Origin of the sequence: Streptomyces sp. ATexAB-D23 (assembly GCF_000373645.1) — a bacterium.
Lineage (GTDB): Bacteria > Actinomycetota > Actinomycetes > Streptomycetales > Streptomycetaceae > Streptomyces > Streptomyces castrisilvae.
Genome location: NZ_KB892006.1, coordinates 26,902 through 49,815 on the forward strand (window position 1 = coordinate 26,902; position 22,914 = coordinate 49,815).

Genomic DNA, 22,914 nt, shown 5'->3' on the forward strand with positions numbered 1-22,914 from the left:
GCGGAATGTGCGCCGGCGCCCGTCCCGCGCAACGGCTCGCGGCGTTTCAGACCGCCGGGGCGTCCGGACCGATCCTGCTGCGTACCGCCGACTGGACCTCGGCCTCCTCCGCGGGGTCGGCGGCCAGTCTGCGCAGTCGCTCGGCCACCCTCAGGTCGCCGGTCTCGGCGTGCAGCGCGGCGACCTCGCGGGTCGTCTCCTCGCAGTCCCACAGGCACTCGACGGCGAATCCGGTGGCGAAGGACGGGTCGGTGGCGGCCAGTGCCCGAGCGGCCCTGCCGCGCAGCTGGGAGGAGGACGTCTCGCGGTAGACGTGGCGCAGCACGGGGGCGGCGCAGGCGATGCCGAGGCGGCCGGCGCCGTCGACCAGGGCCCACAGCCGGGGCGCGTCCGGTCCGTCGCCGCGTACGGCTGACCGCAGGGCGCCGAGCACCGAGGGGGCGTCCTGCGGTCCTCCGCGGCCGGCGAGCACACCGGCCGCGGAGGCGCCGAGCGCGTCGGGCCTGCGGGCCCAGCGCCGGGCGCGGTCCACGGCCTGCTCGCCGCACATCCGCTCGAAGGCGGCGACGGCGGCATCGGCGACAGGGCCCCGGGGGCCCGCGGCGGCGGCCTCGATCAGGTCGAGGACGACGGGGTCGCGGACCTCGGCGGCGAGATAGTGGAGCGAGGCGCAGCGGGCGGCTTCCGGGCCGCCGCGGGCGGCCTCGACGATCACGGGCCGGTCCTCGGCGCCCGCGACGGCGGCGAGGCAGCGGGCGGCCGGCACATGCAGGGCGCTGCCCCGGTCGAGCCCTTGCTGGGCCCAGTCGAAGACGGCCTGGACGCTCCACCCGGGGCGGGGGCCGCCGGGGCGCATCTGGCGCTGCCAGCGGTCGAAGGAGCCCTGTTCGGAGGCGGCCCGGACCCGGGCGCCGACCGCTTCGCGCGGGTCTTCGGCCCACAGGCGCCAGGGCCGGGGCTCGTAGGCGTCGCGCACGGTCGCGGCCAGCTCGGCGCGGCCGTCGGCGTCGTCGGGGAAGCGGGCGAGCACGGGCACGGCGAGGGAGCGGAGCCCCGCGTCGTCGTCACGCAGGGCCAGTTCGTCGAGGGCCCAGGCCCAGTTGGAGCCGGTCGCGGCGTAGCGGCGCAGGAGGACGAGGGCGTCGTCCCGTCCGTAGGAGGCGAGGTGGCCGAGGACGGCCAGGGCCAGGCCGGTACGCGAGTCGTCCGTGTCGAGGTGGTCCTCGGGGTCGGACAGGTGCCGCTCGATCTCCTCGATGCCGCCGTCGAGATCGAGATAGAGGCGCGCGTAGTACAGGGAGCGGTTCTCCACCTGCCAGTCGTGGCGGGGGTCACTGAGTACGCAGTGGTTGAGAGCCGCCAGGGCCTCGGAGCGCGGTGCGGCGAGCGCGTGGAGCGTGCCGTCGCCGCGACCTCTCTGCAGCAGGCCGAGCAGGGTGCCGCTCGGCGCTATGAACGGATCAAACATGGGAAAGCCTCACATCAAGCTGTCGACGCAACCGGGACTGTGCAGTTCCACGTGCTGGGTGAGCACTAGGCCGCGCAGCAACAGGATTCGCCGACCGCCGTCTTCTGCCTGGTGTAGAGCATCTTCCTCTGCCTCTCGTCGGGTGGCCCGAATCGGACCCTCGACGTCATGATGACCCAGCCATTTCGCCACCGCGACCACATTTATGGCGATCCCGTTCAGCGGGCGCCGAAGAGTTCCAGCAGGTCGGCCTTGCCGAACATGCGTGCGGTGTCCAGTGCGGAGGGTGTTCCGGCGGCGGGATCGGCACCGGCGTCGAGCAGGGCCCGGACCACGGTTTCCTCGCCCTTGAAGACGGCTCCGGCGAGCGGGGTCTGGCCCCGGTCGTTCGCCCGGTCCGGGTCGGCGCCGCGGGCGGCGAGGGCGGTTACGGCCGCGGCGTGCCCGTGGTAGGCGGCGAGCATCAGCAGGGTGTCGCCCCGGTCGTTGGTGAGGTTGGCGGGCACCCCGGCGTCCACATAGGCCGCCAGCGTGTCCGCGTCGCCGCCGCGCGCCAGGTCGAAGACCTTGGACGCCAGCTCCACCACCTCGGGATCGGGGGTTTCGCTCATCGGGTGGACCGCCTTCCATAACCGTTCGTGCCGCTGCCGGCCTGCCGGGACACACACGGCGGGGGCCGTGCGAGTGAACCGACAGGGTACTGCCGCTGACGGGCCCGTGGCCCTCCCCGCCGGGGGCGGGGAATCACACCGGGTGGCGCCGGACCGATACGGCCCCGGGACCCCTGTCCACCCACCCTCTTGTCCGCTGTTCAAGTGAATAATCCGCCTTTTCACCCGATTACGCCTTTTATCCTATGGATACTTGGGGTGAGCCTGGAAGGACTCATGGTGACTGTCCCCCCGACCAGGAGAACCACTCATGATCCTTTCCATGTCAGGCGTCGTCATCCTCGGCATCATCGTCTTCCTGTTCTTCAGGAAGGACGGCCTCAAGGCGTCGCACGCCCTCGTCACCGCCCTGTTCGGCTTCTACCTGGCCGGCACCGCCATCGCACCGAGCATCACCGCGGGCGGAGCGAGCCTGGCCGGACTCCTGGGCGGGATCAAGTTCTGACCCTCCGCCCCCGCACCGACCTTCAGGAGACAGACGTGGCCCGGCGACCACTCCCCCGCATTCTGAGCAGCGGCAGCGCTTCGATCACTCGCAGTCGCGAGTTCGCGCGCACGGCCGCCGACAGCGCCACCGACGTGCTCCATCCGCTGATCACGCTCACGCGCGGTCTGCGGCTGCTGGCCGGCGCAGGACGGCACAAGTGGGCCGCGACGCCCAAGGACCGGCGTGGTCCCACGCTGTTCCTCGTCGCGGCCTGCGTACTCGTGGTCGCGCTCATCCCGTACGGGCCGCTGCTGGCCCTCGTCGCGGTGATGGGCGCAGCCGCATGGAAGGGACGGGGCCGCACCCCCGTCAAGACCGGCCCCGACGAGGCGGAGACCGCCCGCCTGCGGGCCCTGTACGAGGCCCTGGTCCCCTACTTCTCCGTGGCCGAGGACCCCGGCCCGCTGTTCACCCACGGCGGCGAGTGGGACAAGGTCTTCAGCGGTTACGAGTTCGACGGCGACGGCCGCGTCTCGCGGCTCCACATCAGCTACCCCGCGTACTTCACCGACTCCGAGCCCGAGTCCCGGGCCCGGATCGAACAGTTGCTGCACGCCAAGTCGGGCCGCGGGCGGGAGTACCACTTCGGCTGGGACGAGGAGGGAAACCGCCTCGTGATGAGCGTGCTCGACTCCCTGCCCACCTCCCTGACCGCGCAGCGCTTCGTCACCGCCCCCGGCGAGACCGTCCTCGGCTTCACGGACGAGGACGCGGTGCGGCGCACGGTGCCGGTGAACGACGGCACCACCACGCGCGACGCCCCCGGCGTCGTCTGGCGCACGGGCGCCCGCTCCACCGAGCCGCACCTGCTCGTCGCGGGACAGCCCGGCAGCGGCACCACCTCCCTGCTGCGGTCCATCGCCCTCCAGGCGCTCCAGCAGGGCGACATCCTGATCATCGAAGGCAGCGGCACCGGCGAGTACGCGTGCTTCACCGGGCGCGAAGGCGTCCTGGCCGTGGAGTGCGGGCCGGCCGGCGCGCTGTCCACCCTGGAGTGGGCGGCCAACGAGACGGAACGCCGGCTGATCGAGGCGAACCGGGCCCGGCAGGCCGGCGACCCCGTCCCCGAGGACGTGACGCGACCGCTCTGGATTCTGCTGGACCGTCCGAGCGCGCTGCGCCGCCCGCCCGGCGACAGCGGACCGGGCCCGCAGGAGCTGCTCCAGGTGCCGCTGCGGCACGGCAGGGCCGCCAACGTGATCGTGGTCCTCGCGGAGGTGTTCGACAGCCTGGACGGCCTCGGCGAGACCGTCCGCACCCACACCCGGGCCCGGGTGGTGCTCGGCCAGTGCTCCGCCGGCCAGATCGAGTCCGTGCTCGGCACGGGGCCGCACACCACCCCGCCCCCGGACGTCCCGCCCGGCCGCGGCTACGCCCGCTTCGGCACCGGCCCGGTCCTGCGCATCCAGGTGCCGGCCACGCCCGACCCCTACGACGACGCCACCAGCGAGGCGCAGCGCAGGGCGGTGCTCGGCCTGCTGCCGGAGCGGCGCCAGGCGGTCGAGGCGGGTGTGCCGGAGCCGGTGGAGGTGGAGGTGGAGGTGGGGAGCGTGGCCGTCGGCGCCGGGGTGGAGAGCATGGCTGTCGGCGACTGAGGCGTGCGACCGATGAAGGAGGGCCCGGCCATGGAGCGGGCCCTCCTTCGCCGTTCAGGCCACGAACGTACGCGGGGACTCGGCTCCGGCCCCCGCACCCGCGCCGACCAGCCGGGCGGCCGCCGCGAGCCGCTGGGCCGCCTCGTCCGCCACCGGCCCGCCGACCGTGAACGGCAGCCGTACGTACCCCTCGAAGGCGCCGTCGACCCCGAACCTGGGCCCGGACGGCACCCGTACGCCGACCCCTTCACCGGCCACCGCGAGCCGGGAGCCGGACAGGTCGCCGGTGCGCACCCAGAGGGTGAGCCCGCCGCCCGGTACGGAGAACTCCCACCCCGGCAGCTCGCGGCGCACGGCCGCGACGAGCGCGTCGCGGTTGTCCCGGGCCTGCTCCCGGCGCAGGCGCACGGCCTGTGCCCAGCCCCCGGTGCGCATCAGCCAGTTGATCGCCAGCTGTTCGAGGACCGGGGTCCCCATGTCGGCGTAGGCGCGGGCGGCGACCAGGCTGCGGATGACGTCCGGCGCGGCCCGCACCCAGCCGATCCGCATGCCGGCCCAGAACGCCTTGCTGGCCGACCCGACGGTCAGGACGGTGCTGCCGGCCGGGTCGAACGCGCAGACCGGGCGCGGCATCCGCACGTCGTCGTCGAGGTGCAGCTCCCTCATCGTCTCGTCGACGACCAGGACCGTGCCGGCCGAGCGGGCGGCGTCCACCAGCGCCCTGCGCCGGTCCTCGCCGGCCAGCGCCCCGGTGGGGTTGTGGAAGTCCGCGACGACGTACGCGAGCCGGGGCGCCGCGTCCCGCAGGACCTGGCGCCACCGGTTCAGGTCCCAGCCGCCGAGCCCCTCCTCCATGGCCACCGGCACCAGCCGGGCGCCCGCCTCCCGCATCAGCTGGAGGATGTTGGCGTAGCTCGGGGACTCCACCGCGATCCGCTCGCCGCGGCCGGCGAAGAGGTGGCAGATGGCGTCGATCGCGCCCATCGCGCCGGTGGTGACCATGATCTGTTCGGGCATGGTCGGGATGCCGTCGCCGGTGTAGCGGTCGGCGATCATCTGCCGCAGGGCGGGCAGCCCGGCCGGGTAGTCGCCGTGCGTGTGCGCGTACGGGGGCAGTTCCTCCAGCGCGCCCTGGACGGCCCGGGTCAGCCAGGGCTCGGGGGCGGGCAGCGAGGCGCATCCCAGGTCGATCATGGAGCCCAGCGCCTCGGGCGGCAGCGGCTCCAGGCCGCGGGCCGGGAGCGGGTTGCCCGCGGGCACCGCCGTCCAGCTGCCGGCCCCGCGCCGGGACTCCAGGAAACCCTCGGCCCGCAGCGCCTCGTAGGCGGCGGCGACCGTGGTGCGGCTGACGGAGAGGGCGAGGGCCAGCTCCCGTTCGGCCGGGAGCCGGGCCGCGACGGCGACCCTGCCCTCCAGGACGAGCAGCCGGATGCCGTCGGCGAGCGCGCGGTAGGCCGGCGGCCTGCGACTGCCGGGGCCGGCCGGGCGGGTCTGCTGGGCGTGGAGCTGGCGGGCCAGCTGGGCCGCCCCGACCGCCGAAGTCCACTGCGCCATGATAATCAGTCCACCTTCCTCGGATTGGCCATGGTTGGCGGCCAATCCCCTGCCACAGAGTGACACGAAGCAGCCACACCACCACATCAGGGGGCACCACTTGTCCATCACCCCGGTCCCGCAAGGGGCGCACCTCACCCGCCGGCTGGTCCAGCTGTACGCGGGGCTCGCGCTGTACGGGGCGAGTTCGGCGCTGCTGGTCGCCGCCGGGCTCGGCCTGGAGCCGTGGGGTGTGCTGCACCAGGGGCTCGCCGAGCGCACCGGGATCAGCATCGGCGTGGTCTCGATCATCATCGGCGCGATCGTGCTGCTGCTGTGGATTCCGCTGCGGCAGCGGCCGGGGCTCGGCACCGTCTCGAATGTGTTCGTGGTGGGGCTGGCGATGGACGGCACGCTCGCGCTCGTCCCCGAGGTGAACGGGCTGGTGGCCCGGTCCGGGGTGATGGCCGCCGGGATCGTGCTCAACGGTGTGGCGACGGGGCTCTACATCACCGCCCGGTTCGGCCCCGGCCCCCGGGACGGCCTGATGACCGGGCTGCACCGGCGGTCCGGCCGCTCGATCCGGCTGGTCCGCACGGCGATCGAGGTCGCGGTCGTGGTCACCGGGTTCCTGCTCGGCGGCTCCCTCGGCGTGGGTACGGTCCTGTACGCCCTGGCCATCGGCCCGCTCGCCCAGGTCTTCCTGCGCGTCTTCGCGCTCCCGGGCGGCGAGGGCACCTCGGCCGACGCGCCGGCGTCCCGGCGGTCCATACTGCGGCGGTGACTTCCGAACCCCACCCCTATCTGGACCATCCCGGCCCGCTCGCCTTCGCCCACCGGGGCGGCGCAGCGGACGGGATCGAGAACACCGCTGCCGCCTTCCGCCGGGCCGCCGACGCCGGTTACCGCTACTTCGAGACCGATGTGCACGCCTCGGCGGACGGCCGCCTGGTGGCCTTCCACGACGCCACGCTGGACCGGGTGACGGACGCGGCGGGCCGGCTGGCGGAGCTGCCGTGGAGCGAGATAAGCCGGGCCCGGGTCGCCGGGCGCGAGCCGTTGCCGCTGTTCGAGGAGCTGCTGGAGGCGTTTCCCGGGGCCCGGTGGAACGTGGACATCAAGGCGGAGGCCGCACTGGAGCCGCTCATGGAGCTGATCCGCGCGACGGACGCCTACGACCGGGTGTGCGTGGGTTCGTTCTCCGAGGCGCGGGTCGCCAGGGCACACCGCCTGGGCGGCCCGCGCCTCGCCACGTCGTACGGCGTGCGCGGCGTCCTCGGGCTGCGGCTGCGTTCGTACGGCATCCCGGCGGCGCTGCGGGCGGGCGCGGTGTGCGCGCAGGTCCCCGAGCGCCAGGGCCGCGTACGCGTCGTCGACCGGCGCTTCGTCCGCGAGGCGCACGCGCGCGGGCTCCAGGTGCACGTCTGGACGGTGAACGAACCGGAGCGGATGGCCGCGCTCCTGGACCTGGGTGTGGATGGCATCATGACCGATCACATCGAGACGCTGCGCACGGTGCTGAGCGACCGGGGGGCCTGGGCCCGGCCGCCGGCCGGGTGACGTCTCCACGGGGAGACTTCGAGGGGGGCGCCATGACCGCCGAGACCGCAGACACCGCCGAACCGGCGGGCGGGGCGACGGGCCCCGACGGCCCGGCCGAGCGGCGCCGGGAGCAGCGCGGCTGGTACTTCTACGACTTCGCCTGTTCCGTCTACTCCACGAGCGTCATCACGGTCTTCCTCGGGCCGTATCTGACGTCGGTCGCCAAGGCGGCGGCCGACGCCGACGGCTTCGTCCACCCGCTCGGCATCCCGGTGCGCGCCGGGTCGCTGTTCGCGTACTCGGTCTCGGCCTCGCTGGTTCTCGCGGTCGTCCTGATGCCGATCGTGGGCGCCGCGGCCGACCGTACGGGCCGCAAGAAGCCGCTGCTCGCGGCCGCGGCCTACACCGGGGCCGCCGCGACGACCGCGATGTTCTTCCTGGACGGCCACCGCTATCTGCTCGGCGCCTTCCTGCTCATCGTGGCGAACGCGGCGACGGCGATCGCGATGATGCTGTACAACGCCTTTCTGCCGCAGATCGCGGAGCCCGACGAGCGGGACGCGGTCTCCTCCCGGGGCTGGGCGTTCGGCTACACCTCCGGGGCACTGGTCCTCGTCCTCAACCTGATCCTGTACTCGGGCCACGACTCCTTCGGCCTCTCCGAGTCCGAGGCCGTGCGGATCTGCCTGGCGTCGGCGGGCGTGTGGTGGGGCGTCTTCACCGTCGTACCGCTGCTCCGGCTGCGCGACCGCGGGGTCCCGAGGGCCGGCCGGGGGGCGACGGGCTCCGGATGGCGGCAGCTGAGGGCGACCCTGTCCGACATGCGGCGCCACCCGCTGACCCTGTCCTTCCTCCTCGCCTACCTCGTCTACAACGACGGCGTGCAGACGGTGATCTCACAGGCTTCGGTGTACGGCTCCGAGGAGCTGGGCCTCGGCCAGACGACGCTGATCACGGCGGTGCTGCTGGTGCAGGTGCTGGCGGTCGCGGGGGCACTGGCGATGGGGCGGATGGCCCGGGTGTACGGCGCGAAGCGCACGATCCTCGGCTCGCTGGTCATCTGGACGCTGATCCTGGTCGCCGGCTACTTCCTGCCCGCCGGTTCGCCCGTCTTCTTCTATCTGCTGGCCGCGGCGATCGGCCTGGTGCTCGGCGGCAGCCAGGCGCTGTCGCGCTCCCTGTTCTCGCATCTGGTGCCGCGCGGCAAGGAGGCCGAGTACTTCTCGGCGTACGAGATGAGCGACCGCGGACTGAGCTGGCTGGGGCCTCTGGTGTTCGGCCTCGCGTACCAGCTGACCGGCAGCTACCGGGACGCGATCGGCTCGTTGGTGATCTTCTTCGTCATCGGTTCGGTACTGCTCGCGCGGGTGCCGGTGAGACAGGCGGTGGCGGCCGCGGGAAACCCCGTACCCGAGCGGATTTAGACGTTGAAGTAAAAGGGCGGTAGTGTACGCCTTTGGCCTGCCCCGGGCGACCGTTACTACGAGTGGAAGTCTCCGCACCGTTGGGTGACAACTTCCACCAAAGGTGACAAACCGGGTATGGGTGGGTACCTGAACCCTGGGAAACCTGAAAATCAGCGGCACGACGGGCGACGCATGACCGGCAACGGGAATCTTTGCCATCGACCGGACGTTGACCGATTGACGACGACAGCGACACCTTGTCCTGTGGGCGACAAGCCCGGGAGGCACGATTCATGAGTGAGCGAGCTCTCCGCGGCACGCGACTCGTGGTTACCAGCTACGAGACGGACCGCGGCATCGATCTGGCCCCGCGCCAGGCGGTGGAGTACGCATGCCAGAACGGACATCGATTCGAGATGCCGTTCTCGGTAGAGGCGGAAATTCCGCCGGAGTGGGAGTGCAAGGCGTGTGGCGCCCAGGCACTCCTGGTGGACGGGGATGGCCCCGAGGAGAAGAAGGGCAAGCCTGCGCGTACGCACTGGGACATGCTCATGGAGCGGCGCACGCGTGAGGAACTGGAAGAGGTCCTGGCCGAGCGGCTGGCGGTCCTGCGCTCCGGAGCGATGAACATCGCCGTGCATCCCCGGGACAGCAGGAAGTCTGCCTGACCCGGTAGCACCGCGCCGAAACAGAGCCGCGGGCCGCGACACCTCGTGTGTCGCGGCCCGCGGCTCTTTGCCGTGGGACGGGCCGTCGTGGGACGGGCCGTCGTGGGACGGGCCGTCGTGGGACGGGCCGTCGTGGGAGGGGCCGGGTTACGGCGTCAGCGGCGGGCGGGGCTCGTCGTCCGGTCGGGCGTCCCGCGGCGAGGGTTCGTCGCGGATGACCTCGCCCTGGACGACCTTGCCGTCCGGGCGGTGGATACGGGCCTGCTGGAAGGCGTCCGAGAAGCCGCCGGGGGCCGCCACGCGCATGCGCCGTTCCAGTGACTTCTCCGCGTACCTGCTGAGCGCCGAGCGGACCGGCGGGACGAGCAGCAGCAGCCCGGCCACGTCCGAGACCATGCCCGGAATCATGATCAGCAGTCCGCCGAGCATCAGGAAGCCGTTGCCCCGGCCGCTCGGAGGGACGGGAGAAGAGGAGCCGTCGGCGCCCGGCTGCCCCGGCATCTGCTGGAGCGTCTCGGTGAGATTGCGGAAGGCGCGGCGGCCGGCCCGCTTGATCACGGCGGCGCCGAGGACGATCCCGGCGGCCAGCAGGATCACGACGGTCAGCCCGCCCGCGACGTCCGCCACCAGGATGAGCAGCCAGATCTCCAGCACCGCCCAGGCGGCGACGGCGAGGGGTACGAGGGTCCGGGCGCGGGAGCGCCTGCGGGCGGTCGGGGGCGGTGTGCCGGTCGTCATGCCCCCAGTGTGCCTGGCCGCGCGTCCGTACGCCGTAAGGGGGGCCGGACGCGGGACGGGTGGCAGGGGGGTCAGGGTGTGCGGCGGCCGAGAGCCCGGTTGGTACGGCTGGTGACGCCCCACGCCGTCACGCGCCAGAGCGCCTCGACGAGGATGTCCCGGCTCATCTTGGAGTCGCCGACCTCGCGGTCCACGAAGGTGATCGGCACCTCGACCACATGGAAGCCGGCCTCGACCGCGCGGCGGGCCAGGTCGACCTGGAAGCAGTAGCCCTGCGAGGCGACCTCGTCCAGTCCGATGCCCTTGAGGGTCCCGGTGCGGAAGGCCCGGTAGCCGCCGGTGACGTCCCGCGTGCGCAGCCCCAGCATCAGCCGGGAGTAGGTGCTGCCACCGCGGGAGATGATCTCGCGGGACTTGGGCCAGTTGACCACCCGGCCGCCGGGCACCCAGCGGGAGCCGAGGACCAGGTCCGCGCCCTTGAGCGCGGTGAGCAGCCGGGGCAGTTCCTCGGGCTGGTGGGAGCCGTCCGCGTCCATCTCGACCAGGACGCCGTACTCGTGTTCCATGCCCCACCGGAAGCCGGCGAGGTAGGCCGCGCCGAGCCCTTCCTTGCCCTTGCGGTGCAGGACGTGGACCTGGCCGTCGGCGGCTGCCAGCTCGTCGGCGAGCTTGCCGGTGCCGTCGGGGCTGTTGTCGTCGGCGACCAGGATGTCGGCCTCCGGCACGGCCGCGCGCACCCGGCTGACGATCGGCTTGATGTTCTCGGCCTCGTTGTAGGTCGGAATGATCACCAAGACACTGCCGAGCGGGCCGAATTGCCGCTGACCGCCGTCGTTCACTTACTGCCCCTCACGTCCGTACACAGGTGCACACCATATCGAGCGCGGCGGCCCGGATCGCCGACCCGGTCGGGGTGGCGCGGGAGTCGCGGCGGACAGAAGAGCGGAAGTAGGGACAGAAGTGCGGATCGGGGCCCGGAGTCCTTCGGGCCGACCTGGGACCCGCTGGCTGCGGGTCGACCTAGAGCCGTTGTCTACTGAACGTCCGGGCCCCACCCGGGTCGCACCCTCCGTCCGGCTGAAGCCTTCCCTCGCCCCCGAGGCGCGGGCGCTGAACCTGGCTGTCAGTGGTGGTGCGCCGGTGCGGCACACCACCCCGTGACCCAGCGGCGTTCGACGACTGCGTGGAGGTTTAACCGGTCGGACGTCCTGTGGTGGACTCGGCCGAACCTACCGGCCGATGGCCGCATTCTGTCAATAGTTGCCTGACCTGCGTCGTTTACCGAACTTGCCTGGTCAGTCCTGAAGATCCCCAGGTAGCGGGAGAGCTGAGCCACCTTCGATCGGCGGTACGAAATGTCCGCACGTCACTCGTTCGGCCTTACGTAGACAGTTTGTCCGAACACCACCGTGCGCAGGCACACCGGGAGGTCGGCCCCGGGGCTCAGGTCCGGCAGCCCCGGCGTCCCCGACCTGGGATCCGTCGACCAGCGCGCGACGCGGTCGTCCGGCGCCTGGACCACCAGCTCGTCGGTGCGCCAGACCGCGTAGTCGGCCGGGGCGCCGGGCACCAGGGTCCCCGCGTCGTCGCGGCCGACGGCACGCCAGCCGCCCCGGGTGTGGGCGGTGAACCCGGCCCGCACGGAGACGCGGTGTTCGAGGGTCCGGTGGAAGGCGGCGGCCCGCACGGTCCCCCACGGGTCCAACGGGGTCACCGGGCTGTCGGAGCCGAAGGCGAGGGGCACACCGGCCCGCAGGAGGGCCGCGTACGGGTTCAGGGTCCTCGCCCGCCCGGCACCCAGCCGCTGGGCGTACATGCCCTCTTCACCGCCCCAGGCGGCGTCGAAGGCGGGCTGGACGGAGGCGGTCAGCCCCAGTTCCGCGAAGGCGGCGACGGTCTCGGGGGTCAGCATCTCCGCGTGTTCGACGCGGTGCCGGGCGGCCCGCACCCGGCCGAGGCCCACCTGCCCGGCGGCGGCCCTGACCCCGGCGACGACCGCCGAGAGCGCCGCGTCCCCGATGGCGTGGAAACCCGCCTGGAGCCCCGCCTCGGTGCAGGCGGCGACGTGGGCGGCGATCTGCGCGGCGTCCAGGTGGGCGGTGCCGCGGTGCGGGGCGTCGGCGTACGGCTCGTGCAGGCAGGCGGTGTGCGAGCCGAGCGACCCGTCCACGAAGAGATCGCCGGCCGCCCCGACCGCGCCCAGCTCGCGGATGCGCAGGGCGTCCTTCTCGTTGCCCACCTGCTCGGCCCAGTAGCCGAAGACCCGGGGCCCCGGCTGCCCGGCGGCGAGCTTCAGCAGCCCGGTGAAGTCGTCCTCGTCGGAGATGTCCGGGCCGCCGCACTCGTGGACCGTGCCGATACCGAGGGACGCGGCGCGGCGCAGTGCTGCACGCTGGGCGTCGGCGCGCTGCCGCGGCGATACGGCGGCGTGGGCGGCCGCGCGCACCGCGTGGTGGGCGGCTGCGGTCAGCGGGCCTTCGGGGTGGTATCCGGCCATCGCGGTGACGCCGGGGACGAGGTCCAGCAGTGCGGTGGTGACGGCCGCGGAGTGCACGTCGACGCGGGGCAGGTAGACGGGCCGGCCGCCTGCCGCCTCGTCCAGTTCGGCGCGCGAGGGCGGGCGCTGCTCGGGCCAGCGGGTGGCGTCCCAGCCGTGCCCCAGGACGACCCGGTCGCCGGGGTGCGAGCCGATGTGGGCGCGGACCAGGGCGAGGGCCTCGCCGAGGGTGCGGGCGCCGGAGAGGTCGAGGCCGGTGAGGGCCAGTCCGGTGGATGTGGTGTGGACGTGGGCGTCGGTGAACGCGGGAGTGACCAGGGCCCCTTCGAGGTCGATCACTTCGTCGACGCCGCTCGCGAAGGCGTCGGCCGCCCCCTCCGAGCCGACCCAGGCGACATGGCCCCGTTCGACCACCATGGCGGTGGCGAAGGGGTCGGCGGGGCTGTGGACGTCTCCACCGCGCAGCAGCACGGTGCGGTGTTCGCTCTGGGGGGCGGTGCTCTCGGTCATGGGGACCAGTCTCCCGCCTGCCGGGGCCGGCCCTGTGCGCGACCCCCTGAAGGAGGTGTCCGGCGCATCCCGTTCAGATCTGCGGCGGGCGCGCCTCGTAGGGGGTCGAGAGGACGACCGTGGTGCGGGTGGAGACCCCGGCGAGCGAGCGGATGCGCGTCAGCAGGTTCTCCAGCTCCAGCGGGGTCGCGACCCGGACCTTGAGGATGTAGTTCTCGTCACCCGCGACGCTGTGGCACGCCTCCAGCTCGGGGACGCCGGCGAGCCGTTCGGCGATGTCGTCCGGGGCGCTCGGGTCGAAGGGCTTGACCGAGATGAACGCGGTCAGGGGCAGGCCGACCGCCTCGGGGTCGACGACCGCGGCGTAGCCCCGGATCACCCCGCGCTGCTCCAGCCTGCGGACGCGCTGATGAACCGCCGAGGTGGACAGGCCGGTGGCCTTGCCCAGGTCGGTGTAGCTCATCCGCCCGTCCTTGACGAGCAACTCCACGATGTGACGGTCCAGCTCCTCCATATGGATCAATCTATGGCCAGGAGTCCTCCTTGGCACAGCTGCCCAGCCCTTGGGACGGCACCTGCGCCGGGCATGTGACCAACGCCACAGGTTTACGGACCGGTAGTCGGACACGGAATGGTTACAGCCGATCGGCGGCGGGAAGTGCTTGCTGTGGCCGAGGCCACGGCGCCATGTCGGCCCACCCGAGGGGGGATTTCCCATGCAGAGCCTGAAGCTCACCGGACGTATCGAACCGGAGCCCGTCGATCCGTTCGAGGACGCCGCCGCCGACACGTACGACACATTCGAGATGTACCGGGTCCTCTGCCCGGACTGCGCGCAGCCCATCGCGCTGCTGGCCGATGAGGACGTGCTGCCGGAGCACGCGCTGTGCCCGTCGCCGTGGAATCCGTTCGTGCTCACCGTGTGCGCCGGTACGGGGCGCTCGGCGTCCGGGGCGCGGCCCGCGGACGAGACGGCCGGGTCCCAGGAGCAGGAGACGGCCCTGCTGCTGACGCTCCCCCAGGGGCTGGACTGGAGGATGCAGCCGTTCTCGCACGCCGGTGGCGCCAGCTCCCGCCCGATCAGGGTGCCGGCGCAGCCGCGGCGCGAGGCCGCCTGAGACACCGCCCGTCCGGCCGGGGTGCGCGAGCGGCCCGGCCACCGCGGAGAACCGGGTGAACATGCGCCCGAATCGAACAGCCAGTGACCCGGCCGCCTCCGGCGGCGTTGGCCCGGTATGACCCCGCTGCATCCCACGGCCGGCCCAGGTCGCCGCCGACTCTCCGTTCCGGCCCCCGAAGAATCGGTTCCGCAGTCCGGTTCCGTACCGGCGTCGCGGTCCGAGCCGCCCCGTTCCGCGCCGCGCCCGGTGCCCCAGTCGAGCGATCCGCCGATCTACCGGGCACTGCTGCGGCACTGGGAGAGCACCGGACGGACCCTGCCGGGCCGTCATGACCAGGACTGGAACCGGATCATGACGACGCCCGTGTGGGCGGAGCGGCCGCTCGGGGTCAGCGGGACTCAGGGCCCGCAAGGTGGCGGGCGATGACCATCCGCTGGATCTGATTGGTGCCCTCGACGATCTGGAGCACCTTGGCCTCGCGCATGAGGCGTTCGACGGGGAAGTCCTGCGTGTAGCCGTAACCGCCGAGCACCTGGACGGCGTCGACGGTCACCTGCATCGCGGCGTCCGTGCAGAAGAGCTTGGCCATGGCGGCCTGGCGGGAGAAGGGACGGCCCGCGTCCCGCAGCCGGGCGGCCTCCAGGTAGAGCGCCCGGCCCGCCTCGATCCGGGTCGCCATGTCGGCCAGCATGAACCGCAGCCCCTGGAAGTCGGCGATGGGGCGGCCGAACTGTTCGCGCCCGGTGGCGTAGCCGAGCGCCTCGTTCAGCGCGGCCTGGGCCACGCCGATGGCGCAGGCGGCGATGCCGAGCCGGCCGGAGTCGAGGGCGGACAGGGCGATCGCGAAGCCCTGGCCCTCCTCACCGATCCGGTTCACGTCCGGGACGCGCACCCCGTCGAAGTGGAGCTGGGCGGTGGGCGAGCCCTTCATACCCATCTTCTTCTCGGGGACGGCGGCGCTCAGTCCGGCGGCGTCGCCGGGGACGAGGAAGGCGGTGATGCCGCGCGGGCCCTCGACGCCGGTACGGGCCAGCACGGTGTAGAAGTCCGCGACGCCGCCGTGTGTGATCCACGCCTTGGTGCCGGTGATGACCCAGTCGTCGCCGTCCCGTACGGCCTTGGTGCGCAGTGAGGCGGCGTCGGAGCCGGAGGCGGGCTCGGAGAGGCAGTAGGCGCCCAGCAGGCCACCCGAGAGCATCGCGGGGAGGTGTTCGGTCTGCTGGTCCTTGGTGCCGTAGCCGGCGAGGGCGTGACAGGCCAGGGAGTGGACGCTGACGCCGAGGCCGACGGTGAGACGGGCGGCGCTGAGCTCTTCGAGGACCTGGAGGTAGACCTCGTAGGGCTGGTCGCCTCCGCCGTGGGCGGATTCGTAGGGCAGGCCGAGCAGCCCGGACTCGGAGAGCAGGGTGAAGACCTCGCGGGGGAAGTGGCCCGCTTCCTCCTCCTCGGCGGCCCGCGGCATGATCTCCCGCTGGGCGATGTCGCGGACGAGTGCGATGAGCTGGCTGGACTCCTCGGTGGGCAGACGGCGTTCGACCCACTGCGGGGCACGGTCGGACATGACGGCGCTCTCCTCCCTGTCGGGCGTTGCGGCGGTCACGCGCGCGGGGTGTGAGCGGCGCCGCCGGGGGATCTCCGGGCGATGCCCGAAATCACTGTTCCCCAGCCGATGTTGCCCTCCCGGATTACGAGAGGTGCAGGCAGGCGGCTGTGGCGGGTCGAGTATGCCCGATCGGACGGCATCCGTCACCGGTTGACCGCACGTGCGGATCAACAGCTGCGGACAGCCCGGCGATCACGGAGATTGGTCCGAACCATTGACCCGACTGGTCTAGTCCATCTACGGTTCCCAGCGAACCGGCTTTCCGCGTTCATGCCAAGTTTGTGCGAGCGCCGAAAGCCGGTCGTCCACCGGCACGTCCCCTCCCCCACGAGGAGCAACCAATGACCGGACTGCACCGCCCGGGAGCCCGCCTGCGGGCTGTCGCCGCCGCCGCGTGCACCGCTGCCCTGGGCGCCGCCCTGCTGGGCGTCGCGGGCACCGGCTCCGCCGGCGCGGCCCCCGCCGCACCCCGGGCCGCCGCACCGGCAGCAGCGCCCGCCGCCCCCACAGCGGCCGGCGACAAGGTGGTCGGATACTTCACCGAATGGGGTGTCTACGACCGCAATTACCACGTCAAGAACATCGAGACCTCCGGCTCGGCCGACAAGCTGACGCACATCAACTACGCCTTCGGCAACGTCCAGGGCGGCAAGTGCACGGTCGGCGACTCCTACGCCGACTACGAGAAGACCTACACCGCCGACCAGTCCGTCGACGGGGTCGCGGACACCTGGGACCAGGACCTGGCCGGCAACTTCAACCAGCTGCGCAAGCTGAAGAAGCTGCACCCCGACCTCAAGGTGCTCTGGTCGTTCGGCGGCTGGACCTGGTCGGGCGGCTTCGGTGAGGCGGCCCAGAACCCGGCCGCGTTCGCCGAGTCCTGCTACAACCTGGTCGAGGACCCGCGCTGGGCCGATGTCTTCGACGGCATCGACATCGACTGGGAGTACCCCAACGACTGCGGCCTGACCTGTGACACCAGCGGGCGCGACGCCTACGGCAACCTGCTGTCGGCGCTCCGCTCGAAGTTCGGCACGGACAACCTGGTCACCGCGGCGATCAGCGCGGACGGCTCGGAGGGCGGCAAGCTCGACTCCGTCGACTACGGCGGCGCGGCGCAGTACCTCGACTGGTACAACCCGATGACGTACGACTTCTTCGGCGCCTGGGACGCGCAGGGCCCGACGGCCCCGCACTCCCCGCTCACCTCCTACACGGGCATCCCCAAGGAGGGCTTCAACAGCGAGGCGGCCATCGAGAAGCTGAAGGCCCAGGGCGTCCCGGCATCGAAGCTGCTGCTCGGCATCGGCTTCTACGGCCGCGGCTGGACCGGCGTCACCCAGGACGAGCCGGGCGGTACGGCGACGGGCGCGGCCCCGGGCACGTACGAGGCGGGCATCGAGGACTACAAGGTCCTGAAGAACAGCTGCCCTGCCACCGGCACGGTCGCCGGCACGGCGTACGCGCACTGCGGCAGCAACTGGTGGAGCTACGACACCCCGGCCACCATCGGCACCAAGATGGAGTACAAGAACCAGCAGGGGCTGGGCGGCACCTTCTTCTGGGAGCTCAGCGGTGACACCACCGACGGCGAGCTGATCAAGGCGATCAGCTGACGCCGACGCACGGAACACGAGGGGCGGGGAGCCGGGCGGGCTCCTCGCCCCCTGTCGTGTCCCGGCGGGCCCCCAAGGGCTGTCCCGCAATTCCTGGCGGGACAGCCCTTAGAGCAGGTGGAGCTGGGTGATGAGCATGGCGACGACGACCACGAGCGTCCAGCCCATGACGTGCTCAAGCAGCTTGGGGCCGTCGTCGGGGCCGCCCGTCCGGTTGCGGCGGCGGGCGGCGGTGAGGTTGGCGGCAGTCGCGCTCATGGCATCTCGTTCGGTCGGCCGGCAGTAGACGTACCCAGCACCCTGCCGGGACCCGACCACAGTGCCAGCCCGAACGGCCTCCGGGGTAGAGATGTCGGTCACTCCCCCGGGGCCTCACGGCAGCTCCGGCAGTCGCCCGAGCCCGCGCTGAGCTGGGGCGGAACGCGCGGGCGGCACGGACCGCGGGGCGCCGCCTGTGCCGCAGGCCACAGCCGTGACCGTCATCGCGTCGGGCAGCGCCTCGCCCACGTCGCGCAGGTTTCTGGAGGTGCGGACAGCCAGGGCACCGAAGCCGTGATGCCGCCCGGCGCAGTGGTCGAGCTCATGGCACAGGATGGCGGGCAGCTCCTCGCGGTCCACGCCCGCCGCCGGCGGCGGCGCACCGAGATACAGGGTCTTGCTCCGGGGCCCAGCAGCGGCGGACCCTCACCTCGGCATGCGCGTAGGGCGCGAGGCCGGGACGACCACCCCGCTCCTCCGTCTGCCCGCAGACCCGTCCACTCGCGGGTCGACAACGGTCCGCTGACGGAGCGGCCGCTCCCGCAGCGCCCGGAGCACTTCACGGGTCTCGACGCCGAGTTGCGGGTCGGACCGGGGGCCGGGGCCGGCCGGCGATCGAACGGCGCGCGGCTCCGGCAGGTCCCTCCCGCCCCGGCCGGGCGGCGCATCGTCGCGGCAGTCCGAGCGCCCTCGGAACCCGGCCCCGGCCCGATAGAGTGCTTCACCCGGGAAGCGCCTCGGACGATGACAGGAACAAGGCCTTCCATAATCCTTGTCATCGCTGGTCAAGGCACTTTCCGCTTCGCTGCCCGACTGCCGGAACGCCCGCTTCGTGAAAGCCCGGGGCTGGTGTGAGTCGGCAGAGCCGCATTCCCATCCTCTTCGGGGAGGTTTCACCATACTTCGAACAGGTTTATGCCCAAGAGTGCTCATTGTCGGATCGGGTCTGGCCGGCGCCGCCACCGCTATGCGACTGCTCCGTTTCGCGCGCGACCCCCTGGAAATCGTTCTGCTGGAGCGGCGTTCCGACTACCGGTGCGCAGGTGTCGCCTACCACCGCGACGGCAACCCCTGGGGTCATGTGTTCAACATCCAGGCAGGTCGGATGTCGGCCTTCCGCGAGGACGTCCACGACTTCATCCGCTGGGCCAACTCCGAGGCCGACCGCGGGGACTGGCCTGCCCCCTGGGCCGGGATGACGTTCACCGAAGAGGGACCGGCACCCCGGCGGATCTTCCAGGACTACCTGATCGACCGGCTGGCCGAGGCCAGGCGGGACGCCTGTCCCGGTGTCGTGCTCGTCGAGGCGGACGGCGAGGCGGTCGACCTGGAAGTCCGTCCGGCCGGCGTTGATGTGACGGTGCGTCACTTCTCCCCGGACGGCGCGGGGAAGGGTTCCGGAGACGGGCAGGGCCGGGAGACAACGGTGCTCTTCGCCGACCGCGTCATCCTCGCGACCGGCCTGGAGCTCAGGGAGCCGCCGTTCGCCGCGGAGGTGCTCGATCACGACTCCTTCGTGCGTAACCCGTACTCCGCGGCCGGCGTCCGGAAACTGACGACGCTCCCGCCCGGGGCGACCGTGGCGATCGTCGGGTCCGTGCTGAGCGCGTACGACTCGGCGGGCCTGCTGTTGCGCCACGGCCACACGGGGAAGATCCATCTGGTGTCCAGGACCGGGACGGTGTTCCGTACGTACCCCGCGGGCCATGAACACGAAGTGGTGCGGCTGCCCTGCCCGAAGACGCTGCTGGAGCCCTACCTCAATCGTGAGGAGTTCCTGGCCCGGGTCCGGAGCGAGTGGCAGGCCGCGTGCTCGACGGTCCTGCGCGAGCACCCCGGCATCCATCCGACCGTGGTCGCGGAGCGGGTGGCCAAGGCGTGGGAGCCGCATCTGCCGAGGGCCATCGAGCGGATCCCCTCCGCGGAACTACGGGGGCTGCTCGACGAGTTCAGTACCGCGATCGCCGCCTTCCGGGTGGGCGCGGTGGCGTACACGATGGAGATCATCGAGCACGCGATGCACCCGTCGGACGGGACGGTGCAACTGGTGGTCGGCAAGGTGGCCGGGATCAAGCCGACGGAGTCCGGGCGACTGGCCGTCTCCGTCGACGCCAGGAACGGGAACCGGTCCATCGAGGCGGACCTGGTGATTTCCAACTTCGGCAGGGAGTCGGACTACGGCAGGGTCGGCCGGCCGCTCTGGAAGAACCTCCTGCGCCGGGGGACGGCGGTCCCCCACGAGCGCACCGGGCGCGGTCTGGAGGTCGACGAACGGGGGGCGCTGCTGGGCCCCGGCGGGGAGGCGGTCGGGCCCGTCTTCGCGGTCGGTGTGCTCAGGGAAGGCGACGAGATGGTCCGGAACGGCCGGACCGGTGCGTTCACCTTCAATCTCGCGGCCATCAAGAACCACTCGATCGCGGTTGCCGCGCATGTCATCGAGAGGCTGGAACCGGGCGACGACGTTTTGGCCGAGAGCTTGGCCAAATACTATGCCCGTTCCAGCAATATCAAGGAAGTGGACCGGGCCGAATTCGAGGAAGCTGTGACTCTGGAGGTGAGGAGGCTGGCCACACGTACTCGAAGTGAGCGGGAAATCATCGATTCCCGTTTGGATTCCCGCATTCGGGCCGTGGGGGAACCGCCTGGCCTTTCGGTGGATGCCTCCCGGCGCGACCGCCTGATGAGGGTTGTCGTCAACCGGGCAGCCGTCGAACGGCTCACCGACGTCTCGGTCACGCCGAAGGAACTGCGCAGACAACTCGGGATAGCGAACTCCTAGGACGCGGAGGACCAGTTGAGCGGGCGACGAATTCAAGGGTTCCTGTTGAGCGACGGAACAGAGAAGGTGTTGCGAGGCACGTGTAACCGCACAAGAAGTCCACTCCAGGGATCCATCCTCGTCGCCAGTTCCCTCGAAGCGGGCCTTTACGACGCAATGGTGGCGTCACGTGCGGTCGTCTGCGGCGCGGGCGGGCTGACCGGACACATGCAGTCCATCTGCCGTGGCAGGGGGATACCCGTGCTCCGTGTCGACGAGAGCGATCTCGCCGGCGTCACTGGCGAGGTGACGCTGCATCTGGAGAGCCAGTCGATCGTCGTCGAGTCCGGCACGGTGGCCCCGGAGGCGAGCCCGGCGGCGGACCCCTCGCTGGACGATCTGGGCTCGGCCTGCGCGGTCATCGCGGACCTCCAGGACATCGCCACGATCAACGCGTGCGGTCCGGACGCGAAGCGGGTCGACTCCTTCTTCATCCGGGAGGAGTTCCTCTGCCTGGCGGCGGGCCTGCGTCCGCTGGACGCGGTGGGCGGCGGCCCGGCCGACATCACGGCGTACGGGCAGGCGGTCGCGGACCGGCTGTGCAGGTTCGTGGAGGCCCTCCTGCCCGAGCAACGGCTCGTCCTGCGGCTGCTCGACCTCCGCTCCGACCACGCTGCCCGGGTCACCGAACTGGCTCAGGTCGCGGTCGAACCCAACCCCGAACTGGGCCTGCACGGCGCCCGCTGGCTGCTGGGTTCGGACGCCTACCGGGACGCGCTGCACGCGGTGCTCGGATCCCTGCGCAAGCGGCTCGGTGACGAGGTGGGCCGGGTACACCTCTCGGTCCCCTTCGTCAACGACGCGGAGGAGTTCGCCACGCTGAGCAGGCACCTGGAGCTGCCGGCCGACGTGCCGGTGTCCGCGTTCATCGAGACGCCCGCGGCGGTGCACGCCACCGCGGAGATCTGCGCCTCGGGCGCCAGCGAGCTGTTCGTCGGCACGAAGGACCTGGTGCAGTTCTACCTCGCGGCGGACCGGGGCAACCACCTGGTGGCCGGGTCCTATCAGACCCGGCACCCGGCGGTCATCGACGGCATACGGAAGGTGGTGGAGTCCGCGCGCGCCGCGGGCACCCCGGTGAGGGTGTTCGCGCTGGGGGCGGACCTCGGCCACTACCTGGAGCAGCTGCCGACCCCGGACGGCTACATGATGTGCACGGCCGAGCTCCAGCAGGTGATCCTCCGGTCGCAGCCCTGACGGGGTGAGCGCCCGGTACGGCGGTGGACGCGGCGGCCCCGCCGCACCGGGAGCCGGCTGCGCGGACGGAGGGGCGCACGGCGTCAGGCGCGTCCCCGAGTTCTCGGCTTCGGTCGAACAGGGGCGACCCCACTCCTCGGCGTGCCGGCCCCGGACCCTCGTACTGGACGTACTCGGGTCCGGGGCCGGTGCGGCTGGAGTGCGCGCATGGCGCCGGCCGGCGGACGGGAACGTGACGACGGGCCCTAGGGTGACACCTCCGGCACGGCCCTCAGCCGATGCGCTCCGGCCCGGTCCCACGGATCCGCCTGCCAGTCCCCCGCACAGGGAGCCCGCCCGAACCCGCTGTCGGCGAACCCGGCCTCATCGGACGGGACGGCGTGCAGCGGCCGGTGGTACGGGCCGTCCAGTTCCGGAAGGGCCAGCAGGATCGGCAGGTCGAGCTGGGTGGCCTCCCGTAATTGCACATCGGCGTTGTACATTCGTCCTCCGCGGGCCCGGACCGCCCACCCCGAGCCGATCAGCCTCGGCAGGCGGACCTGCGGGCCCGGTGCGCCGTCGTGCAGCATCACGGCCGCCGCCCGGATGAACCACAGCCCGTCGGGGACGTTCAGGCGGAACGGACGGCACTCGTCCAGAATGTCGCAGGAGCGCGGCAGTCCCTCCATGATCGGGGTGCTGAACGCGCCCACATAGACCCGGACCGGTCCGACATCGGCCGGGAAGTGCAGCCTTCCGGCCACGGTGGACAACCCGTGGCCGGCCTGGGCGGCCGGCAGGGTGAGCGGTGGCATGCCGCAGCGGGCCAGGAAGCGGTACCTGGTCGGTGCGATGCCGACACTGCGGGTGAAGCGGCTAGTGAACGTGCCCAGGCTGTTGTATCCCACTCGGTAGGTGATGTCCGAGACGCTGGCCGCGGTCTCCAGCAGGTGCCGCTTGGCCATGAACAGTCTGATCGCGGCGAGGAACCGGCCCGGCGACGTCCCGGTCACCTCGTTGAACATCCGCGAATAGTGGAACTTGCTGTAAAAGGCAGTGTCCGCCAGTTGTCCCAGGGAGAGCGGGTCGGCGTGGTGATTCCACATAGCTTTTATACTGCGCTCGATCGCTGCCTCTGTGGCCATCCGTATCCCCCGGCTTTGGATGCTGAGAATGCATTTGCATGTGCACGGAAGTACCAATTGCC

The 22,914-nt window shown here is 71.9% G+C and carries 21 protein-coding genes; 10 read left to right on the forward strand and 11 right to left on the reverse strand.

Annotation, left to right across the window (positions count from 1 at the left end; all coding sequences use genetic code 11):
* Positions 1–46: 46 nt before the first annotated feature.
* Together B082_RS0107910 and B082_RS0107915 are read right to left on the reverse strand one after the other, a co-directional pair.
* Positions 47–1,468 (reverse strand): hypothetical protein, encoded by a 1,422-nt coding sequence (locus B082_RS0107910; RefSeq protein WP_018551276.1) that lies wholly within the window; start codon positions 1,466–1,468, stop codon positions 47–49.
* Between the two features lie 218 nt (positions 1,469–1,686).
* On the reverse strand, positions 1,687–2,079 hold the full coding sequence (locus tag B082_RS0107915) for an ankyrin repeat domain-containing protein (protein WP_018551277.1): 393 nt from the start codon (positions 2,077–2,079) through the stop codon (positions 1,687–1,689).
* A gap of 310 nt (positions 2,080–2,389) precedes the next feature.
* On the opposite strand from B082_RS0107915, the gene B082_RS0107920 reads away from it, so the two are divergent.
* Positions 2,390–2,584 carry a hypothetical protein gene (locus tag B082_RS0107920; protein ID WP_018103962.1) on the forward strand — a complete coding sequence of 65 codons (195 nt, stop codon included), beginning with the start codon at positions 2,390–2,392 and terminating at the stop codon, positions 2,582–2,584.
* Between the two features lie 35 nt (positions 2,585–2,619).
* The gene (locus tag B082_RS0107925) at positions 2,620–4,221 is read left to right on the forward strand and encodes an ATP-binding protein (protein WP_018551278.1); all 1,602 of its coding nucleotides are present in this window, start codon (positions 2,620–2,622) and stop codon (positions 4,219–4,221) included.
* Positions 4,222–4,275: 54 nt separating this feature from the next.
* Here B082_RS0107925 and B082_RS0107930 read toward each other — a convergent pair whose 3' ends face one another.
* The gene (locus B082_RS0107930; RefSeq protein WP_018551279.1) at positions 4,276–5,775 is read right to left on the reverse strand and encodes a PLP-dependent aminotransferase family protein; all 1,500 of its coding nucleotides are present in this window, start codon (positions 5,773–5,775) and stop codon (positions 4,276–4,278) included.
* 100 nt (positions 5,776–5,875) lie between these two features.
* On the opposite strand from B082_RS0107930, the gene B082_RS0107935 reads away from it, so the two are divergent.
* The 4 genes from B082_RS0107935 to B082_RS0107950 all read left to right on the forward strand — a co-directional run bounded on the left by B082_RS0107935 (position 5,876) and on the right by B082_RS0107950 (position 9,370).
* The gene (locus tag B082_RS0107935; RefSeq protein ID WP_018551280.1) at positions 5,876–6,538 is read left to right on the forward strand and encodes a YczE/YyaS/YitT family protein; all 663 of its coding nucleotides are present in this window, start codon (positions 5,876–5,878) and stop codon (positions 6,536–6,538) included.
* Positions 6,535–7,314 carry a glycerophosphodiester phosphodiesterase family protein gene (locus B082_RS0107940; RefSeq protein WP_018551281.1) on the forward strand — a complete coding sequence of 260 codons (780 nt, stop codon included), beginning with the start codon at positions 6,535–6,537 and terminating at the stop codon, positions 7,312–7,314. The genes B082_RS0107935 and B082_RS0107940 overlap by 4 nt, the downstream gene beginning before the upstream one ends.
* 32 nt (positions 7,315–7,346) lie before the next feature.
* Positions 7,347–8,720 (forward strand): MFS transporter, encoded by a 1,374-nt coding sequence (locus tag B082_RS0107945; protein WP_018551282.1) that lies wholly within the window; start codon positions 7,347–7,349, stop codon positions 8,718–8,720.
* A gap of 275 nt (positions 8,721–8,995) precedes the next feature.
* Positions 8,996–9,370, forward strand: a complete 375-nt coding sequence (locus B082_RS0107950) for an RNA polymerase-binding protein RbpA (RefSeq protein WP_003959706.1) — start codon at positions 8,996–8,998, stop codon at positions 9,368–9,370.
* 147 nt (positions 9,371–9,517) lie between these two features.
* On the opposite strand, the gene fxsA is transcribed toward B082_RS0107950, so the two are convergent.
* From fxsA to B082_RS0107970, 4 genes are all read right to left on the reverse strand, one after another.
* On the reverse strand, positions 9,518–10,108 hold the full coding sequence (gene fxsA, locus B082_RS0107955; protein ID WP_018551283.1) for an FxsA family membrane protein: 591 nt from the start codon (positions 10,106–10,108) through the stop codon (positions 9,518–9,520).
* Positions 10,109–10,179: 71 nt separating this feature from the next.
* Positions 10,180–10,947 (reverse strand): polyprenol monophosphomannose synthase, encoded by a 768-nt coding sequence (locus B082_RS0107960; RefSeq protein WP_018551284.1) that lies wholly within the window; start codon positions 10,945–10,947, stop codon positions 10,180–10,182.
* Between the two features lie 527 nt (positions 10,948–11,474).
* Positions 11,475–13,115 carry an amidohydrolase gene (locus B082_RS0107965; protein ID WP_018551285.1) on the reverse strand — a complete coding sequence of 547 codons (1,641 nt, stop codon included), beginning with the start codon at positions 13,113–13,115 and terminating at the stop codon, positions 11,475–11,477.
* 73 nt (positions 13,116–13,188) lie between these two features.
* Complete coding sequence (locus B082_RS0107970; protein WP_018103953.1) at positions 13,189–13,629, reverse strand: Lrp/AsnC family transcriptional regulator; 441 nt, start codon at positions 13,627–13,629, stop codon at positions 13,189–13,191.
* A gap of 202 nt (positions 13,630–13,831) precedes the next feature.
* On the opposite strand from B082_RS0107970, the gene B082_RS0107975 reads away from it, so the two are divergent.
* On the forward strand, positions 13,832–14,233 hold the full coding sequence (locus tag B082_RS0107975; RefSeq protein WP_018551286.1) for a hypothetical protein: 402 nt from the start codon (positions 13,832–13,834) through the stop codon (positions 14,231–14,233).
* Between the two features lie 391 nt (positions 14,234–14,624).
* On the opposite strand, the gene B082_RS0107980 is transcribed toward B082_RS0107975, so the two are convergent.
* Positions 14,625–15,797 (reverse strand): acyl-CoA dehydrogenase family protein, encoded by a 1,173-nt coding sequence (locus B082_RS0107980; RefSeq protein ID WP_018551287.1) that lies wholly within the window; start codon positions 15,795–15,797, stop codon positions 14,625–14,627.
* A 383-nt stretch (positions 15,798–16,180) separates the two neighbouring features.
* Between B082_RS0107980 and B082_RS0107985 the strand changes: the two genes are divergently transcribed.
* Entirely contained in the window at positions 16,181–17,455 is a 1,275-nt protein-coding gene (locus B082_RS0107985; protein ID WP_018551288.1) for a glycoside hydrolase family 18 protein, read from the forward strand.
* A gap of 108 nt (positions 17,456–17,563) precedes the next feature.
* On the opposite strand, the gene B082_RS38820 is transcribed toward B082_RS0107985, so the two are convergent.
* Entirely contained in the window at positions 17,564–17,713 is a 150-nt protein-coding gene (locus tag B082_RS38820; protein WP_018551289.1) for an SCO1431 family membrane protein, read from the reverse strand.
* A gap of 114 nt (positions 17,714–17,827) precedes the next feature.
* The gene (locus tag B082_RS0107995; protein ID WP_018551290.1) at positions 17,828–18,073 is read right to left on the reverse strand and encodes a hypothetical protein; all 246 of its coding nucleotides are present in this window, start codon (positions 18,071–18,073) and stop codon (positions 17,828–17,830) included.
* Between the two features lie 538 nt (positions 18,074–18,611).
* On the opposite strand from B082_RS0107995, the gene B082_RS0108000 reads away from it, so the two are divergent.
* Both B082_RS0108000 and B082_RS0108005 read left to right on the forward strand, forming a co-directional pair.
* A complete protein-coding gene (locus B082_RS0108000; RefSeq protein WP_026249543.1) occupies positions 18,612–20,492 on the forward strand; it encodes an FAD/NAD(P)-binding protein in 1,881 nt (626 codons plus the stop codon).
* 66 nt (positions 20,493–20,558) lie between these two features.
* Complete coding sequence (locus tag B082_RS0108005) at positions 20,559–21,728, forward strand: putative PEP-binding protein (protein WP_078622528.1); 1,170 nt, start codon at positions 20,559–20,561, stop codon at positions 21,726–21,728.
* 245 nt (positions 21,729–21,973) lie between these two features.
* Here the strand turns inward: B082_RS0108005 and B082_RS35800 are convergent, their stop codons facing one another.
* Positions 21,974–22,852, reverse strand: coding sequence for a helix-turn-helix transcriptional regulator (locus tag B082_RS35800; protein WP_078622529.1), 879 nt, complete (start codon positions 22,850–22,852; stop codon positions 21,974–21,976).
* Positions 22,853–22,914: the final 62 nt, after the last annotated feature.

Coding starts and splice junctions, on each gene's coding strand:
- B082_RS0107910 (WP_018551276.1), bottom strand. CDS start 1,468: ATGTTTGATCCGTTCATAGCGCCGAGCGGCACCCTGCTCGGCCTGCTG.
- B082_RS0107915 (WP_018551277.1), bottom strand. CDS start 2,079: ATGAGCGAAACCCCCGATCCCGAGGTGGTGGAGCTGGCGTCCAAGGTC.
- B082_RS0107920 (WP_018103962.1), top strand. CDS start 2,390: ATGATCCTTTCCATGTCAGGCGTCGTCATCCTCGGCATCATCGTCTTC.
- B082_RS0107930 (WP_018551279.1), bottom strand. CDS start 5,775: ATGGCGCAGTGGACTTCGGCGGTCGGGGCGGCCCAGCTGGCCCGCCAG.
- B082_RS0107945 (WP_018551282.1), top strand. CDS start 7,347: ATGACCGCCGAGACCGCAGACACCGCCGAACCGGCGGGCGGGGCGACG.
- B082_RS0107950 (WP_003959706.1), top strand. CDS start 8,996: ATGAGTGAGCGAGCTCTCCGCGGCACGCGACTCGTGGTTACCAGCTAC.
- fxsA (WP_018551283.1), bottom strand. CDS start 10,108: ATGACGACCGGCACACCGCCCCCGACCGCCCGCAGGCGCTCCCGCGCC.
- B082_RS0107965 (WP_018551285.1), bottom strand. CDS start 13,115: ATGACCGAGAGCACCGCCCCCCAGAGCGAACACCGCACCGTGCTGCTG.
- B082_RS0107970 (WP_018103953.1), bottom strand. CDS start 13,629: ATGGAGGAGCTGGACCGTCACATCGTGGAGTTGCTCGTCAAGGACGGG.
- B082_RS0107975 (WP_018551286.1), top strand. CDS start 13,832: ATGCAGAGCCTGAAGCTCACCGGACGTATCGAACCGGAGCCCGTCGAT.
- B082_RS0107980 (WP_018551287.1), bottom strand. CDS start 15,797: ATGTCCGACCGTGCCCCGCAGTGGGTCGAACGCCGTCTGCCCACCGAG.
- B082_RS0107985 (WP_018551288.1), top strand. CDS start 16,181: ATGACCGGACTGCACCGCCCGGGAGCCCGCCTGCGGGCTGTCGCCGCC.
- B082_RS38820 (WP_018551289.1), bottom strand. CDS start 17,713: ATGAGCGCGACTGCCGCCAACCTCACCGCCGCCCGCCGCCGCAACCGG.
- B082_RS35800 (WP_078622529.1), bottom strand. CDS start 22,852: ATGGCCACAGAGGCAGCGATCGAGCGCAGTATAAAAGCTATGTGGAAT.